Annotated in this window: 13 protein-coding genes; 5 read left to right on the top strand and 8 right to left on the bottom strand. The window is 75.1% G+C overall.

Going from position 1 to position 14,768, the window contains the following annotated elements:
• Window positions 1-22: 22 nt before the first annotated feature.
• Window positions 23-1,213 (bottom strand): type VII secretion-associated serine protease mycosin, encoded by a 1,191-nt coding sequence (gene mycP / locus ACWCRA_RS05800; RefSeq protein ID WP_351555106.1) that lies wholly within the window; start codon window positions 1,211-1,213, stop codon window positions 23-25.
• Window positions 1,210-2,394: a hypothetical protein gene (locus tag ACWCRA_RS05805; protein ID WP_451066908.1), complete on the bottom strand. Its 1,185-nt coding sequence runs from the start codon at window positions 2,392-2,394 to the stop codon at window positions 1,210-1,212. Before ACWCRA_RS05805 ends, mycP begins: the two co-directional genes overlap by 4 nt.
• Window positions 2,395-3,079: 685 nt before the next feature.
• Here ACWCRA_RS05805 and ACWCRA_RS05810 point away from each other — a divergent pair.
• Window positions 3,080-4,282, top strand: coding sequence for an amino acid deaminase/aldolase (locus ACWCRA_RS05810; RefSeq protein ID WP_351555103.1), 1,203 nt, complete (start codon window positions 3,080-3,082; stop codon window positions 4,280-4,282).
• A gap of 88 nt (window positions 4,283-4,370) precedes the next feature.
• Here the strand turns inward: ACWCRA_RS05810 and ACWCRA_RS05815 are convergent, their stop codons facing one another.
• From ACWCRA_RS05815 to ACWCRA_RS05825, 3 genes are all read right to left on the bottom strand, one after another.
• Complete coding sequence (locus tag ACWCRA_RS05815; RefSeq protein ID WP_351555100.1) at window positions 4,371-5,153, bottom strand: 3-oxoacyl-ACP reductase; 783 nt, start codon at window positions 5,151-5,153, stop codon at window positions 4,371-4,373.
• Window positions 5,154-5,158: 5 nt separating this feature from the next.
• Window positions 5,159-6,526, bottom strand: a complete 1,368-nt coding sequence (locus tag ACWCRA_RS05820; RefSeq protein WP_451066909.1) for an aldehyde dehydrogenase family protein — start codon at window positions 6,524-6,526, stop codon at window positions 5,159-5,161.
• Between the two features lie 65 nt (window positions 6,527-6,591).
• Window positions 6,592-7,956 carry a glutamine synthetase family protein gene (locus ACWCRA_RS05825; protein WP_351555094.1) on the bottom strand — a complete coding sequence of 455 codons (1,365 nt, stop codon included), beginning with the start codon at window positions 7,954-7,956 and terminating at the stop codon, window positions 6,592-6,594.
• Between the two features lie 80 nt (window positions 7,957-8,036).
• Here ACWCRA_RS05825 and ACWCRA_RS05830 point away from each other — a divergent pair, with 80 nt between their 5' ends.
• From ACWCRA_RS05830 to ACWCRA_RS05840, 3 genes are all read left to right on the top strand, one after another.
• Window positions 8,037-8,777: a FadR/GntR family transcriptional regulator gene (locus ACWCRA_RS05830; protein WP_351555091.1), complete on the top strand. Its 741-nt coding sequence runs from the start codon at window positions 8,037-8,039 to the stop codon at window positions 8,775-8,777.
• A gap of 95 nt (window positions 8,778-8,872) precedes the next feature.
• Complete coding sequence (gene eat / locus ACWCRA_RS05835) at window positions 8,873-10,342, top strand: ethanolamine permease (protein ID WP_451066910.1); 1,470 nt, start codon at window positions 8,873-8,875, stop codon at window positions 10,340-10,342.
• 22 nt (window positions 10,343-10,364) lie between these two features.
• Complete coding sequence (locus ACWCRA_RS05840) at window positions 10,365-11,129, top strand: gamma-glutamyl-gamma-aminobutyrate hydrolase family protein (protein ID WP_451066964.1); 765 nt, start codon at window positions 10,365-10,367, stop codon at window positions 11,127-11,129.
• A gap of 149 nt (window positions 11,130-11,278) precedes the next feature.
• Here ACWCRA_RS05840 and ACWCRA_RS05845 read toward each other — a convergent pair whose 3' ends face one another.
• Window positions 11,279-12,220, bottom strand: coding sequence for a LysR family transcriptional regulator (locus tag ACWCRA_RS05845; protein ID WP_351555086.1), 942 nt, complete (start codon window positions 12,218-12,220; stop codon window positions 11,279-11,281).
• Window positions 12,221-12,290: 70 nt separating this feature from the next.
• Between ACWCRA_RS05845 and ACWCRA_RS05850 the strand changes: the two genes are divergently transcribed.
• Window positions 12,291-13,415, top strand: coding sequence for an SLAC1 family transporter (locus tag ACWCRA_RS05850; RefSeq protein ID WP_451066911.1), 1,125 nt, complete (start codon window positions 12,291-12,293; stop codon window positions 13,413-13,415).
• Here the strand turns inward: ACWCRA_RS05850 and ACWCRA_RS05855 are convergent.
• Complete coding sequence (locus ACWCRA_RS05855) at window positions 13,381-14,100, bottom strand: helical backbone metal receptor (RefSeq protein WP_451066912.1); 720 nt, start codon at window positions 14,098-14,100, stop codon at window positions 13,381-13,383. The genes ACWCRA_RS05850 and ACWCRA_RS05855 overlap by 35 nt on opposite strands.
• Window positions 14,101-14,105: 5 nt before the next feature.
• A complete protein-coding gene (locus tag ACWCRA_RS05860; RefSeq protein ID WP_351555077.1) occupies window positions 14,106-14,693 on the bottom strand; it encodes a helix-turn-helix domain-containing protein in 588 nt (195 codons plus the stop codon).
• Window positions 14,694-14,768 lie beyond the last annotated feature (75 nt).

A 14,768-nucleotide genomic window follows, 5' to 3' on the forward strand; every position in this document is an offset into this window, starting at 1 on the left:
GTGGGCCGGGTTGGTCGGGGGGTCAGCGGCGGGGTGGGGGGCGGGGGGTGCGCCAGAGGGCGATGCCGGTCGCGAGGATCAGCGCCCCCGCACCCCCCGCCACCGGCGCCAGCCACTCCGCCGGCTCAGCCCCCACCTCCACCGGCTGCGGCCCCGGCCCGAAGAACTCCCTCCCGTACCCCGCCGTCGCCGCCTTCGGATCTCCCGCCCGCACCTTCCCCGCCTCCCGGATCGCCGCGGCGGGGTCCACCATCCCGTACCCCTTGGCGTCGTCCCGGCCGTTCTCGGGGCTGTCCCGGGCCGTCTCCGCGAGAAGCTTCTTGATCTGCGCCGGGGTCAGCTCCGGATGCGCCGAGCGCACCAGCGCGACCGCCCCGGAGACGAACGCGGCGGCGGCGCTCGTCCCCCACCCCTGGTAGTACTTCCGGTCGGGGTCGGGGATGACCACATCCACCCCGGGCGCGTTGACCGTGGCGTACCAGCGCTGGGTCGAGAAGGACGCGTGGGTCCCGTAGCGGTCCACCGCCGTCACCGCTATCACGCCGGGGTAGGCCGCCGGATAGGACACCCGGTCCCCCTTCTCCCCGCCGTTCCCCGCCGACGCCACCACCACGGCCCCCTTCGAGAGGGCGTACCGCACGGCCGCGTCCTCCCCCGCCTCCGCGTGCGCCGACTCGCTGTCGTCGCCGAGGGAGAGGTTGATGACGTCCGCACCGTGGTCGGCGGCCCAGCGGATGCCCTTCGCCAGGGCGGTGCCCCGGGAGTTGCGGGCCTTGTCCCGGGCCTTGTCGCCGCTTTCGAGGATCACCCGCACGGGCAGGATCTTCGCCTCGGGCGCTATCCCCATGACCCCGTCCCCGCCGGCCGGGCCGTGGCCGTGCGCCGCGATGATCCCGGCCATCGCGGTGCCGTGGCGGGCCCAGGCCCGGTCCCCCCGGGTCGCGCCGAAGCCGATCAGGTCCTTGCCGGGCAGGACATTGCCCAGCAGGTCGGGGTGCTGGTCGTCGACCCCGGTGTCGAGCACGGCGACGGTGATCCCCGCGCCCTTGCTCGTACGCCACGCCTCGTCCGTGTTGAGCGCGTCGAGGCCCCACTGCTGGGGCCGTATGCCGTCGGCGTGCGCGGGGGCCGCGGCCACCAGGGCGAGCGCGGCGGCCAGCAGGGTGGCGGCGAACCGGTGCCGGCGGCGCGCTCCGTCCGTTCCCGGGGTCATGACCGGGGCTCCGCGGCCGTGCCGAGGCCGGCGCGCAGGGCGCTCTCGATGCCGTCCGACAGGCCCTTGGCCTCATGGCCGAGCCCGGCCTGCGCCGGAGCCGATGTGGCGCCCTTGGCGCGGGCCTCGCCGGCGGGCCTGGGGTCGGTGACGGCGCGGCCGTCGGCGAAGCCGGAGACCGCGTAGACGACGACGGGCGCGTCGGTGAGGACGTCGATGCTCCAGCTGGCGCGCTGCCGCTCGCCGAACCGGGCGGCGACGGTGCCGGGGGCGGGGAAGGCGCGGGGCATCAGATCGGCGCGCTCGGCGAGGCGCTCGGTGGTGAAGCGGGACTCCAGGGCGTGCATGGACGCGGCGCCGCCCTTGGTGAAGACCATCCCGACGGTGGTGACATGGCTGGAGGTGGCGTCGGTGTAGGTGGCGCGCAGGACCCGGGTGCAGCCGACGGGCTGGAGTGCGCGGACGAGCAGGGGGTCGAGGCTCTCGGCGCAGCTTCCGTCGGGTGCCACGGCGACCCGGGTCCAGACCCGGTCGGCGCCGCCGGGCCCCGCGCCCCTGCCGTGGACGGTGCGGGGGAAGAGGGTGTCCACCGGCAGGCTGTACCAGAGGGTGCGGCCCTCGGTGTAGGCGGTCTGGGCGGTGGTGTCGGCGCTGGAGTCCCCGGTGAGCCAGCTCCCGGTGGCGGCGCCGCCGATGAGGCCGAGCCCGAGCACCACACAGGCGAGCGCGGCGGCGGTGCGTATGGGCCGTCGGGCGCGGACGGGCCGGAGCCGCGCGGTCGTCCCGGCCGGGTGTTCGGCCATGGGCAGGGCGCCGTACGCCTGGACGAAGGCCGGGGGCTCGGCGGGGGGCGCCGGACGGTAGCGCTCCGGGGAGACCCGGGGAGGGCCGGGCGGGCGCGGTGGCTCCCCGGGCGGTCCGGCGGCACGGGACGGGCCGGTGACCGCGTGGGACGGGCCGGTGACCGCGTGGGGCGGCATCGGTCCGGGCCGCTCGGGCGAGGTCCGGGGCCGGGGTGGCGCGGTGCGGCCCTCGGGGGGCGACGGGGGGCGGGGCGGGGCCGCCCCGGGGCGGCGCGCGGGCCCGGGGGAGGGAGCGGGCCGGGGCGCGGAGGTCCGCGCCCGGTCGCCCGGGCCGGGCGCCCGGCGCAGGGAACGGGTGTCCTCGTCGGGCAGCGGCACGCGCCGGGTCCCGGGAGGGGCCGGGGGCGGCGGCGGTCCGGGGGGAGCCGACCGGGGGGCGGGCGACCGGGGAGCGGGAGGCCGGGGGGCGGGAGGCCGGGGGGCGGGCGGTTCGGTACGGGGGTCCGGCGCGGGTTGCCGTGGTGCCGGGCGGGAGCCGGGCGCCGGGGGCTGCCGCCGCAGCGCACGCGTGTTCTCGTCGGACGCGACGGGCCGGCGGCGCGGGGCGCGGGGGGCCTCGCCGGAGGCGGCCGGCCCCCGCCGCAGCGAGCGGGTGTCCTCGTCGGCCGCGGCCGGCTCACGCTCACGGCGCGGTGCCCGGGCCTTCCCGTCGTCGCCGGGCGGCAGCAGATCGGTGAGTCCCGAGCGAGGGCCGGGCGGGGCGGGCTCGGGAGGGAGCAGCGCGTCCGGAACGCGCGCGGAGGGGGAGGGCGGAGGCGGGGTCTCGTCGGGGGCGGGGGAGCCTGGGAGGGGAGGGCGTTCCGCCTCCGTACTCATTCCGCCCCCCGTGATCTCGTCCCCGTGCACCGGCTGTTCCGCCCTTCCGGGGCGCCCGGTCCGGTACCGCGTCCCGCGTCACTCTACGGGTTGGTGCCCCTCCCGAGGGATTCTGACCCCGGCGCCGTGGGGATCTGCCCAGAACGTCCCCCTACCCCTCGGTAGTCCCTTCTGGCAGGCTCGCCCCATGATCCCCAGTGCTGTGGACCGGGCCCGTTACGACCGCGCCACCGCCCGTCTCGACGCCCCGCTCGCGGTGGTCGACATCGACGCCTTCGACGCCAACGCCGCCGATCTGGCGCGCCGGGCGGGCGGCAAGCCGATCCGGGTGGCGAGCAAGTCCGTCCGCTGCCGTGCGCTGCTGGAGCGGGTGCTCGCCGGGGACGGGTTCCGCGGGGTGATGTCGTTCACGCTGGCCGAGTCGGTGTGGCTGGCCCGGGCCGGGTTCGATGACGTCCTGCTGGCGTATCCGTCCGCCGACCGGGCCTCGTTCGCCGAGCTGGCGGGTGACGGGAGACTCGCCGCCGCCGTGACGGTGCTGGTGGACGACCCGGCGCAGCTCGATCTGATCGACCGGGCCCGCGCGGGCGGCACGGAGGAGATCCGGGTCTGTCTGGAACTCGACACCGCGCTGCGGCTGCTGGGCGGCCGGGTACGGATAGGGGCGCGCCGCTCCCCGCTGGCCGAGCCGGGCCAGGTGGCGGAGCTGGCCCGGACGGTCGCCCGGCGGCCCGGTTTCCGGCTGGTGGGGCTGATGGCGTACGAGGGGCATGTCGCGGGCGTCGGTGACTCGTACCCCGGCTCCCCGGTGACGTCCCGGGCGATACGGCTGATGCAGCACGTCGCCCGGCGGCAGCTGGCCGGGCTGCGGGCCGAGACCGTGCGGGCGGTGCGGGCCGTCGTCCCGGAGCTGGAGTTCGTCAACGGCGGGGGCACGGGCAGTGTCCAGCAGACGGCGGCCGAGAGCGCGGTGACGGAGATAGCGGCGGGCTCCGGGCTGCTGCTGCCCCGGCTGTTCGACCACTACACCTCCTTCTCGGGACGCCCCGCGGCGCTCTTCGCCCTTCCCGTGGTGCGGCGTCCCGGGGTGGGTGTGGTGACGGTGCTCGGCGGCGGCTATCCGGCGTCCGGGGCCGCGGGGCGGGACCGCTCGCCCGTCCCGTATCTCCCCGGGGGACTGCGCTACGTCCGCCAGGAGGGCGCGGGTGAGGTGCAGACCCCGCTGCTCGGGGCCGCCGCCGACGATCTGCTGATCGGTGACAAGGTCTGGTTCCGGCACGCCAAGGCCGGGGAGCTGTGCGAGCGTTTCGCCGCGCTCCACCTGATAGAGGGCGACCGGGTGACCGCCGAGGTGCCGACGTACCGGGGCGAGGGTCGCACCTTCCTCTGAAGACTCCTGAGGCCCCCGAGAGCCCGGAGGCCCCTGAGATCTCCGGGGCCTCCGGGGCCCCGCAACGGCCCTCCGGGGCCTTCCGCCGCTAGAGGGGCGTGACGTACGCCCCCGACAGACCTCCGTCCACCAGGAAGTCGGTGGCGTTGACGAAGGAGGCGTCGTCGCTCGCGAGGAAGGCCACGGCCGCCGCGATCTCGTCCGCCTCGGCGAACCGTCCGACCGGGATGTGCACCAGCCGGCGGGCGGCGCGCTCGGGGTCGGAGGCGAACAGCTCCCGGAGCAGCGGGGTGTTGACGGGCCCCGGGCAGAGCGCGTTGACCCGGATGCCCTCGCGGGCGAACTGCACGCCCAGCTCCCGGGACATGGCGAGGACCCCGCCCTTGGAGGCGGTGTACGAGATCTGGGAGGTGGCGGCGCCCATGATCGCGACGAAGGACGCGGTGTTGATGATGGAGCCCCGGCCCTGGCGCCGCATATAGGGGAGGGCGGCCTTGCAGCAGAGGTAGACGGAGGTGAGGTTGACGTCCTGGACGCGCCGCCAGGCCTCCAGTCCCGTGGTGAGGATGGAGTCGTCGTCGGGGGGTGAGATACCGGCGTTGTTGAAGGCGACATCGACGGAGCCGTAGGTGTCGTGGGCGGCGCCGAAGAGGGCCTCGACCTGCTCGGCGTCGGTGACGTCGACCTGGACGAAGAGCCCGCCGACGGCCTCGGCGGCGGCGGTGCCCGCGCTCGCGTCGATGTCCCCGCAGACGACGTGCGCGCCTTCGGAGGCGAGCCGGCGGGCGGTGGCGAGTCCGATGCCGCTCCCCGCTCCGGTGACGACCGCGGTACGGCCCACCAGGCGGCGGCAGAGGGAAGTCTCGGTCATGGTGCTCAGGCCTCCGTGCTGAGGAAGACGTTCTTGGTCTCGGTGAAAGCGGTGAGGGCGTCGGGGCCGAGTTCCCGGCCGAGGCCGGAGTGCCGGTAGCCGCCGAAGGGGGTGGTGTAGCGGACGCTGCTGTGGGAGTTGACGGAGAGGTTGCCGGCCCGGACGGCGCGGGAGACCCGGATGGCGCGGCCGATGTCGCGGGTCCAGAGGGAGCCGGAGAGTCCGTAGTCGGTGTCGTTGGCGAGCCGGATGGCGTCGGCCTCGTCGTCGAAGGGGAAGACGGCGGCGACCGGCCCGAACACCTCCTCGCGGGCGGCCGGGGCGTCGGGCGCGAGGCCGGTGAGGACGGTGGGCGGGAACCAGAAGCCGGGCCCGTCGGGCGCGGTGCCCCGGATGCCGGGATGGCCGTCGGGGACGTACGACCGTACGCGGTCCCGCTGGCGCCGGGAGATCAGCGGGCCCATCTGGGTCCGCTCGTCGGCGGGGTCGCCGACCACGACGGCGGCGATGGCCGGGGCGAGGAGTTCCAGGAAGCGGTCGTGGACGGAGCGCTGGACCAGGATGCGGGTGCGGGCGCAGCAGTCCTGGCCGCTGTTGTCGAGGAAGGACATGGGGGTGGCGGCGACGGCGGCCTCCAGATCGGCGTCGGCGAAGACGATGTTGGGGCTCTTGCCGCCGAGTTCGAGGGTGACCCGCTTCACCTGGGCGGCGCACCGGGCCATGATGCCCTTGCCGACGGCGGTGGAGCCGGTGAAGACGATCTTGGCCACTCCGGGGTGGTCCACCAGGGCCTGTCCGGCGGTGTCCCCGGCGCCCGGCAGCACCTGGAAGAGGTCCTCGGGCAGGCCCGCCTCCAGGGCGAGTTCCGCGAGGCGCAGCGCGGTCAGCGGGGTGGTCTCGGCGGGTTTGAGGAGGACGGCGTTCCCGGCGGCGAGGGCGGGGGCGGTGCCCCAGGCGGCGATCGGCAGGGGAAAGTTCCAGGGGGCGATCACCCCGACGACGCCGAGCGGTTCGAGGAGGGTGATGTCGAGGCCGCCCGCGACGGGGATCTGCCGGCCGTTGAGGCGCTCCACTCCCCCGGCGGCGTAGTCGAGCAGATCGCGGACGTTGCCGGCCTCCCAGCGGGCGTTGCCGATGGTGTGGCCGGCCTGGAGCACCTCCAGCCGGGCGAGTTCCTCGGTGTGGCCGTCCACGACGGCGGCGAACCGGCGCAGCAGCCGGGCCCGGTCGGCGGGGGCGGCCCCGGCCCACGACCGCTGGGCGCGGGCGGCCCGGGTCACCGCGGCGGCGACCTCGGGGACGGTGGTCGCGGGTACGGCCCGGACGAGTTCGCCGGTGGCGGGGTTGAGGACTTCGTGGTGGGCGTGCGGCACGGCGCTCCTCGCGGTGACAGGGACAGGGGCGGCGGGTGGGGGGGAAGGGAGTGGGAACGGGGTGGTCAGAGTCGTTCGAAGGAGCGGCGCAGCTCCCAGTCGGTCACCGCGGCGTCGTACGCGGCCAGCTCCACGCGCGCCATGTTGGCGTAGTGCGCGACGACGTCCTCGCCGAAGGCCGCAGCGGCCAGGGCGCTGTTCTCCCAGAGTTCGGCGGCTTCCCGCAGGGTCGCCGGGACCCGGGCGTGTCCCGCCGTGTAGGCGTTGCCGGGGGACTCACGGGGCAGCTCCAGCCGCTGTTCCACTCCGTGCAGCCCCGCCGCGACCAGCCCGGCGACCGCGAGATAGGGGTTGACGTCCCCGCCGGGCAGCCGGTTCTCGAAGCGCATCGAGCGCCCGTGTCCGACCACCCGCAAGGCGCAGCTGCGGTTGTCGTGGCCCCAGGCGACGGCGGTGGGCGCGAAGGAGCCGGGCTGGAACCGCTTGTACGAGTTGATGTTGGGCGCGTACAGCAGGGAGAACTCCCGCAGCGCGGCGAGCTGTCCGGCGAGGAAGTGCCGCATGAGGCCGGACATGCCGCCGGGTCCCTCGCCGGCCATCGCGTTGCCGCCGTCCGGCCCGGCGAGCGAGAGATGGATATGGCAGGAATTGCCCTCGCGTTCGTTGTACTTGGCCATGAAGGTGAGCGATACGCCCTCCTGTGCGGCGATCTCCTTCGCGCCGGTCTTGTAGACGGCGTGCTGGTCGCAGGTGACGAGGGCCTCGTCGTAGCGGAAGGCGATCTCGTGCTGGCCGGGGTTGCACTCGCCCTTGGCGGACTCCACGGTCAGCCCGGCGGCGGCCATCTCCCGGCGGATGCGGCGCAGCAGCGGCTCGATCCGTCCGGTGCCGAGGACGGAGTAGTCGGTGTTGTACTGGTTCGCCGGTGTCAGGTCCCGGTAGCCGCGGTCCCAGGCGTCCTCGTAGGTGTCCCTGAAGACGATGAACTCCAGCTCGGTGCCGACCCGGGCGGTGTAGCCCAGTTCCCCCAGCCGCTCCAGCTGGCGGCGGAGGATCTGGCGCGGGGCCGCCGTCACGGGGGAGCCGTCGCTCCAGGCGAGGTCGGCGACGAGCAGCGCGGTGCCCTCGTGCCAGGGGACACGGCGCAGGGTGGCGAGGTCGGGGCGCAGGGAGAAGTCGCCGTAGCCGCGGTCCCAGGAGGACATGGCGTAGCCGTCGACGGTGTTCATCTCGGTGTCGACGGCGAGGAGGTAGTTGCAGCCCTCGGCGCCGTGCTCCAGGACCTCGTCCAGGAAGAAGGGCGCGGCGAACCGTTTGCCCTGGAGGCGTCCCTGCATATCGGGGAAGGCGAGCACCACGGTGTCGATCTCTCCGCTCGCGACGAGGGCTCGCAGCTCCTCGGTGCCGAGCGGGGGTGTGCGGTCTGCCACGGGACGTACGCCTCCTTGGATCAGCCGGAAGCCATAAGGTATTGCTCAAGACCATTGCTTGGGAAGAGGACACCGTCGACGTGGCCAGGAGAGAAGACGAGACCGGCCGGCCGGTGCCCCCGCTGCGCCCGGTGCGGGCGGGGAACGGTTTCGAGGAGGCGCTGGAGCAGCTCCTCCAGCTGCTGCGGCTCGGGCTGGTGTCCGGCGGGGAGCGGCTGCCGGCCGAACGGGAGCTGGCCCGGCGTCTGGGGATCAGCCGGGTCACCCTGCGCGAGGTGCTCAAGGTCCTCGCCGACCAGGGTCTGGTGGAGAGCCGGCGGGGCCGGTACGGCGGCACCTTCGTGCTCGGCCGGGACGGCTCGGCCGGCGAGGAGGAGCTGCGGCGGCGGGTCGCCGGGGTCGATGTGGAGGACACCCTGCGCTTCCGCGAGGTGCTGGAGACCGGGGCCGCGGGGCTGTGCGCGGGTCACCGGCTCACCGGGGAGCGCGCCCGGCGGCTCCGTACCGCGCTGGCCGCGACCCGTGACGCGCCGCTGGCGGAGTACCGCCGCGGGGACACCCTGTTCCATCTGACCCTGGCGGAGCTGGCCGGCTCCCCCACGCTCGCCGGTCAGTACGCCGCCGTCCGCGCGACCCTCAACGACCTGCTGGACTGCATACCGCTGCTGGTGCGCAACCTCGAACACTCCCAGCACCAGCACACCGCGCTCGTCGAGGCGGTGCTCGACGGGGACGCGGACGGCGCGCGCGAGGTGATGCGGGAGCACTGCGAGGGGACGGCGGCGCTGCTGCGGGGGTTTCTGCCCGCGCGCACCCTCTGAGGGCTGCCCGGGCACCGCTCCGCGCAGGAGGCTTGCGCATTCCGCACCCGGCCGCAAAGGTGTTCGCACAAACCTTTGCAAGCCAGGAGCTTCTCATGGCCGAAGGCACCACCGACCGCTCCCCCTCCCCTGTCTCCCCACCCGTGGACAGCCACCCCCACGACCCCTATCTCCGGCGGCGCGCCCTGCGCACGGGCAGCGCGGGGTGGCTGCTGCTCACCGGGCTCGGCGTCGCCTATGTCGTCTCCGGCGACTTCTCCGGCTGGAACATCGGTCTCTCCAAGGGCGGCTTCGGCGGGCTGGCCATCGCGACCCTGCTCATGGGAGTGATGTACGCCTGTCTGGTCTTCGCGCTCGCCGAACTGTCGGCGATCCTGCCCACCGCCGGCGGCGGCTACGGCTTCGCCCGGCGGGCGCTCGGCACCTGGGGCGGGTTTCTGACCGGGACCGCGATCCTGATCGAGTACATCCTCGCCCCCGCCGCGATCTCCATCTTCATCGGCGACTACGTCGAGTCGCTGGGTCTCTTCGGCCTCGAATCCGGCTGGCCGGTCTATCTCGCCTGCTTCGCGGTCTTCATCGGCATCCATCTCTGGGGCGTCGGCGAGGCCCTGCGCTTCAGCCTGGTCGTCACCGCCATCGCGGTGGCGGCGCTGCTGATCTTCGCGGTCGGCGCCTTCACCGAGTTCAGCGCCGCGCACCTCAATGACATCCCGGCCGACGAGGACGCCTTCGGCGCCAACTCCTGGCTGCCGTACGGACTCCTGGGGATCTGGGCGGCCTTCCCCTTCGGGATGTGGTTCTTCCTCGGGGTGGAGGGGGTTCCGCTCGCCGCCGAGGAGGCCAGGGACCCGGTGCGCTCGATGCCCCGGGCGCTCGCGGTCTCCCTGGGGGTCCTGGTCGTCCTCGCCGCCCTCACCTTCCTCGCCGCCACCGGCGCGCGGGGCTCATCGGCGATCCAGGAGGCCGGGAATCCGCTGGTGGTGGCGCTCCAGGGGGACGGTGCCCCCACCGGGCTGAGCCGATTCGTCAACTACGCCGGGCTGGCGGGCCTCGTCGCGTCCTTCTTCTCCCTCATCTACGCGGGCTCCCGGCAGTTGTTCGCGCTCTCCCGGGCCGGATATCTGCCCCGGGTGCTCTCCCTCACCAGCCGCCGCAAATCGCCCTATCTCGGGCTGCTGATACCGGGAGCGATCGGGTTCGCGCTCGCCGCGTCCAGTGGCGACGGGGCCCGCATGCTGAACATCGCGGTCTTCGGCGCGACCATCAGCTACGCGCTGATGGCCCTCTCGCACATCGTCCTGCGCCGCCGGGAGCCCGGGCTGCACCGCCCGTACCGCACTCCCGGCGGCACGCTGACCTCGTCGGTGGCCTTCGTCCTCGCGCTCTGCGCCCTGGTGGCGACGTTCCTGGTCGACCGGGACGCGGCCTTCATCGCGCTGGGTGTGTACGCGGTCGCGCTGGCCTACTTCGCGATCTACAGTCGGCGTCATCTCGTCGCCAGGGCGCCGGAGGAGGAGTTCGCGGCGCTCGCGGCGGCCGAGGCGGAGCTGAAGCGCGACTGACCACCTCACGTCCAGTGGAGCCCTGGTGACCAAGCCGCTCATCGGAATCACGACCTATCTCAACCAGGCCGCCTGGGGGGTGTGGAGCATGCCCGCGGCGCTGCTGCCCGCGCAGTACCCGGCGCTGGTGCAGCGGGCGGGCGGGCTGGCGGCCATGCTCCCGCCCGACGCCGGCCCGGACTCCGCGCCGGAGGTGGTGGCGCGGCTGGACGGGCTGGTCGTGGCGGGCGGGGCGGATGTGGAGCCGGTGCGGTACGGGGCCGAACGGGACCCCCGCACGGGGCCGCCGGCCGCCGAGCGGGACGCCTGGGAACTCGCCCTGATCCACGCGGCGCTGGCGGCGGGGACACCGCTGCTGGGGATCTGCCGGGGCATGCAGCTGCTGAACGTGGCGCTGGGCGGGACGCTGGTGCAGCACCTGGAGGGGCACACCGGCGGCGAGGGCGTCTTCACCTCGCACACGGTGAAGCCGGTGCCGGGGACGCGGTACGCCGCCATCGCGCCGGAGGCGGTGGAGGTGCCGTCCTACCACCACCAGGCGGTGGACCGGCTCGCGCCGGGGCTGGTGGTGGGGGCCTGGGCGGAGGACGGGGTGGTGGAGGCGGTCGAGATGGAGGGGTGCTGGGCGGTGGGGGTGCAGTGGCATCCGGAGATGGGGGGTGAGGAACGGTTGATGGCGGCGCTGGTGGGGGCTGCCGGCGGGGGCCGCGGGGCCGGGGGCGCGGGGCCCACGCCCGGCCCGGGCTCCTCTCGCACAAGGTCCGTCCTCAAACGCCGGACAGGCTGAAACGGCCCACCCCACAGGGGAAACCCGGGCACAGAAGCCCGAGGACCCACCCTCGGCCCGCACACCTCCCGCACAAGGCCCGTCCTCAAACGCCGGACAGGCTGAAACGGCCCACCCCAAAGGGGAAACCCGGGCACGGGCCCGTGGGGCTATGGGGTGGGGCGGGGTGGGGAGGCGGTCGTCAGGGTGAGCAGCTCGCGCGCCGGGCCCGCGGGCAGGTGCGCGCGGCGCCAGACCGCGCGGAGGGCCCGGCGCAGCGGCACCCCCTGGAGGCGCACCTCCATGAGCCGCCGTGCCCCCACCTCCTCCCGCACCGCCAGCTCACTGAGCACCGCCGGCCCCGCCCCGCTCATCACCGCCCCCTTCACCGCCGTGGTCGACGCCAGCTCCAGCAGCGGCTCCGCCAGCCCCCCGTGCCCCGACAGCGCGGAGTCCAGCACCTGCCGGGTCCCCGACCCGCGCTCCCGCAGAATCAGCGGCGTCCCCGCCAGCTCCCCCGGGGTGAGCGCCCCCCGCCCTCCGGCCCACGGATGGCCGGGAGCCACGACCACCACCAGCCGGTCATGGCCGATCACCGCCCCGTCCAGCCCCTCCGGCACCGCCAGCCCCTCCACGAACCCGAGGTCGGCCTCCCCGGAGAGCAGCCGCTCCGCGACCGCCGCCGAGTTCCCCGCGTACAGCGACACCGCCGTCCCCGGCCGGTCCGTCCGCAGCGCGATCAGCCACCCGGGCAGCAGATACTCCGCGATCGTCATGGACGCGGCCACCCGCAGCCGCGAGTCCCGCTGCCCCCGCAGCGCCTGCGCCCCGGCGTCGAAGGCCTCCGCCGCCTCCACCACCCGTCGCGCCCAGTCCGTGACCAGCGCCCCCGCCCCGGTGAGCCGGGAGCCGCGCGGTGAGCGGTCCACCAGGGCGAGCCCGAGCCCGCGCTCCATGGACCGGATGCGGGCGCTGGCCGCCGGCTGGCTGATCCCCAGCTCCCGGGCGGCCCGGCCCAGGCTGCCGTGCCGGGCGACGGCGAGCAGCAGCTCCAGCGCGCCCAGGTCGGGCACCCGGTGCGCCAGCGGCACCTTCGCCTCGCTGTCACTCATCAACCCAGCTTATGACCCCATAGTCCGAAGACTCCTGGTGAGGGGGGCCGGCGGACCGGACAGTGGTGGCATGACCACCGTCGTACACCCCGGCCGGCGCCCCACCCCGCGCCTCGGGACACCCCTCGGGACACCGCCGCCCGGGCGCCTCCCCGCCCTGCGCGGTCTCGCCCCGAACTGGTACGCGGCGGTGATGGGCACCGCCGTGGTCGCCACCGCGGGCGCCGCGCTCCCCGTCCCCGGCGCCCGCCCGGCGCTCGCGGCCGTCTGGGCGGCGTCGGCGCTGCTCCTCGCGGCGCTGCTCGCCGCGCGCGCCGGGCACTGGCTGTACCACCGCGATCAGGCCCGGGCCCATCTCCTCGACCCGGCGGTGGCACCCTTCCACGGCTGTCTGCCGATGGCCCAGCTCGCGGTGGGCACCGCCGCCCTGGCGGTGGGCGGGGAGGTGATCGGGGAGAGCGCGGCCGTGGTGCTCGCGTCCGTGCTCATCACCACCGGCACCCTCAGCGCCCTGGTGGTGGCGGCGGGAATCCCGTATCTGATGGTCGTGCGCCACCGGGTCGCCCCCGGCACGGCATCCCCGGTGTGGCTGCTGCCGGTGGTCGCCCCGATGGTCGCCGCCTCGTCGGCCCCGCTGCTCGTCCCGTATCTGCCCGAGGGGGCCTGGCGGGCGACGGTGCTGCTCGGCGCCGGCGCGCTCTTCGGGATGAGCGCCCTGGCGACGCTGCTGCTCCTGCCGCTGATCCTCTCCCGGCTGATCCACCACGGCCCGCTGCCGCTCGCGCTCACCCCCGCGCTGTTCCTGGTGCTCGGCCCGCTGGGCCAGTCGGTCACCGCCGCGGGCAACATGGCGGCGGCCGACACCCCGTACGCCGCCGCGCTGGCGCCGCTCGCGGTGGTCCACGGCGTCCCGGTGCTGGGGTTCGCGCTGCTGTGGCTGGCCATCGCGGGCGCGATGACGGTCCGCGCGCTCCGGCGCGGGATGCCGTTCTCGCTGAGCTGGTGGGCGTTCACCTTCCCGGTCGGCACCTGTGTCACGGGCGCGGCCGGGCTGGCGCACCGTACCGGCCTGACGGCCCTGACGGCGGTGGCGGCCGTGCTGTACGGGCTGCTGGTGGCGGCGTGGGCGGTGGCGGCGGTGCGCACCGCGCGCGGGGTGGTCAGCGGAGAGCTGCTCGCAGCGCCGCGCCGATGACGGCGGGCGCCTCGGCGAGGCTGGGCCCGTACCAGGTGAGGTGACGGCCGCTGACCAGGGCGCAGGGCAGCCCGGGGAAGGCCTCGGGGCCGTCGTCGGCGGTGAAGCGGTAGGGCTCGTCGGGGAGGACCACCAGGGCGGCGCCGCTCGCGCGCAGCTCGTCCAGGGGGACGCGTGGGTAGCGGTCGTGGTGACCGGCGTACACCTGGCGCACTCCGAGCCGGCGCAGCAGATCGCCCGCGAAGGTGTCCCGGCCGAGGACCATCCAGGGCCGCCGCCAGACGGGCACGACGGCGGGCAGCGACCGCTCCGGGGGCCGCAGCTCGGCCCAGGCGCTCTCGGCCTCGGCCAGCCAGCGCGGCCGGGCGAGCCCGCAGCCGTCCACGAGGACCCGTTCGAGTTCGCGGAACGCCTGGGGCAGCGCGCGCACCTCGGTGACCAGCACCCGGACGCCGGCGGCGCGCAGCGCGTCGAGGTCGGGGGCCCGGTTCTCCTCCTCGTTGGCGATCACGAGATCGGGGTTCAGCGCGAGAATCCCGGGGACATCGGGGTTCTTGGTGCCTCCGACGCGCACCACGTCGAGCCCGGCGGGCCTGTCGCACCAGTCGGTCGCGCCGACCAGCAGCCCGGGGGCGCTGACGGCGACGGCCTCGGTGAGGGAGGGCACCAGGGAGACGACCCGCATACCGGCTACGCGTCCGGGGGTGTCTCGATGTGCTCGGCGACCATGACGACGACGATCCGGGTCTCGGGGACGGTGGCGCGCCACCGGTGCCGTACGCCACCCGAGAGGAACAGCGTGTCACCGCGGCCGAGGCGGTGGGCGCGGCCCTCGGCCTCGACCTCCACCGCGCCGTCGGCGACGTACATCACCTCGTCGTTGCGGTGCTGGAACTCGCCTCCGGTGTCGTACTCGCCGGTGAACTCCAGGGCCTCCAGCTGGTGGCGTCCGCCGACGAGCCTGCGGGCGGCGGGCGCGCCGGGGGCGGTGAGGCCCTCGTCGTCGGGGGCGCGGACGACGGCGATGGTGCGCGCAGCGTCGGACGCCTCGATCAGCTTGCCGACGGTGGTCTCCAGGGCGTCGGCGACCCGCTGGAGCGAGCGGGCGCTGGGACGGGCCCGCTCGTTCTCCACCTGGCTCAGAAAGGGCACGGAGAGCCCACTGCGCTCGGAGACCGCGGCGAGGGTGAGATCGAGCGCCCGGCGGCGTCTGCGCACGGCGGCGCCCACCCGAAGGCGCTCGGCCTCCTTCGGGTCCTTGCCGTCCTTCACGTCCATGCGCCGGGCTCCCCTTCCTGGTCCTGTCTCACCATACGCAGCTTCCGGCTCCGGCCGCGCGCACAGGGTTCGCCG

The sequence above is a fragment of the Streptomyces sp. NPDC001889 genome (assembly GCF_053594535.1).

Coding starts and splice junctions, on each gene's coding strand:
- mycP (WP_351555106.1), bottom strand. CDS start 1,213: ATGACCCCGGGAACGGACGGAGCGCGCCGCCGGCACCGGTTCGCCGCC.
- eat (WP_451066910.1), top strand. CDS start 8,873: ATGGCCGAAGGCACCACCGACCGCTCCCCCTCCCCTGTCTCCCCACCC.
- ACWCRA_RS05810 (WP_351555103.1), top strand. CDS start 3,080: ATGATCCCCAGTGCTGTGGACCGGGCCCGTTACGACCGCGCCACCGCC.
- ACWCRA_RS05860 (WP_351555077.1), bottom strand. CDS start 14,693: ATGGACGTGAAGGACGGCAAGGACCCGAAGGAGGCCGAGCGCCTTCGG.
- ACWCRA_RS05815 (WP_351555100.1), bottom strand. CDS start 5,153: ATGACCGAGACTTCCCTCTGCCGCCGCCTGGTGGGCCGTACCGCGGTC.
- ACWCRA_RS05855 (WP_451066912.1), bottom strand. CDS start 14,100: ATGCGGGTCGTCTCCCTGGTGCCCTCCCTCACCGAGGCCGTCGCCGTC.
- ACWCRA_RS05845 (WP_351555086.1), bottom strand. CDS start 12,220: ATGAGTGACAGCGAGGCGAAGGTGCCGCTGGCGCACCGGGTGCCCGAC.
- ACWCRA_RS05850 (WP_451066911.1), top strand. CDS start 12,291: ATGACCACCGTCGTACACCCCGGCCGGCGCCCCACCCCGCGCCTCGGG.